Below are 247 nucleotides of genomic sequence, written 5' to 3'. Positions count from 1 at the left end.
ACACACTGCTCGGCGGCCTCCACGCGGCGCCCGCGCTGATAGCCCACGAGGGCAGGCAGTCCGGCGTCCGGATCGCGCTCGGTCCGCTGGGCGCACGGGCCCTGCTGGGCCTGCCCGCGGGCGAGCTGGCCCATCTGGACGTACCCGCCGACGCCGTGCTCGGCCGGCGCTGCGCCGAACTCCACGACCGGCTGCGGCAGGCCGCGACCTGGCCCGAGCGCTTCGCCGTACTGGACCGCGTCCTGCC

The 247-nt window shown here is 77.3% G+C and carries 1 pseudogene; it reads left to right on the top strand.

From position 1 onward, the window contains the following. Positions 1–247 (top strand): annotated as a pseudogene (locus ACSNOK_RS35590) (AraC family transcriptional regulator); the annotation flags it as partial.

The organism is Streptomyces sp. URMC 126 (assembly GCF_051386555.1).
GTDB lineage: Bacteria > Actinomycetota > Actinomycetes > Streptomycetales > Streptomycetaceae > Streptomyces.
Note: the sequence above shows the minus strand (reverse complement) of the source record. Positions and strands in the feature narration are given on the sequence as shown.